Source organism: Rhizobium sp. L43 (assembly GCF_002531725.1).
In the GTDB taxonomy this organism is placed as follows: Bacteria; Pseudomonadota; Alphaproteobacteria; order Rhizobiales; family Rhizobiaceae; genus Rhizobium.
Window position 1 is genome coordinate 1 of the sequence record NZ_NWSQ01000097.1, and the last position, 542, is coordinate 542.

Here is a 542-nt window from a genome sequence, read left to right on the forward strand (position 1 = left end):
GCCAATGCCTATAAGGACGTCGTCTCGAAGTTCGTCCACGGCCAGATCAAGACCTCCGACGAGGCCGTGACCCAGCTCGTCCAGGCGATCGACGACGCCCGCTGAGACCACTGTCAATTGAAAATGCTTCCCCGCGTGCTCCGCGGGGAAGCTTCAGGCTCCGCGCCGTTTATGTGGGGCCATTATGCGGGGAGGAGATGACATTCCATGAGCACAGTTGCGACCACCGATCCGGTTCTGACGCCGCGGCAATCGACGGGAATCTCGCTGCGTGGCCGGCTGCAGGATGCGCTGCCGAAGATTGTGCTGGCGCCGAGCTTCGTCATCACCATCATCTTCGTCTACGGCTTCATTGTCTGGACGGCCTATCTGTCGTTTACCAATTCCAAGACCTTTCCCTCCTATGCGCTGACCGGGCCGCGCGCCTATCAGCGGCTGTGGCGCTGGACCTTCGAGAGCGATCCGCCGTCCTCCTGGTACACCTCGATCACCAATATGGCGATCTTCGGCTTCCTCTATGTCGGCATCTGCCTGGCGCTTGG

1 pseudogene is annotated in these 542 nt (G+C 60.7%); it reads left to right on the forward strand.

Going from position 1 to position 542, the window contains the following annotated elements:
- Window positions 1-207 precede the first annotated feature (207 nt).
- Window positions 208-542 (forward strand): annotated as a pseudogene (locus CO667_RS34595) (sugar ABC transporter permease); the annotation flags it as partial.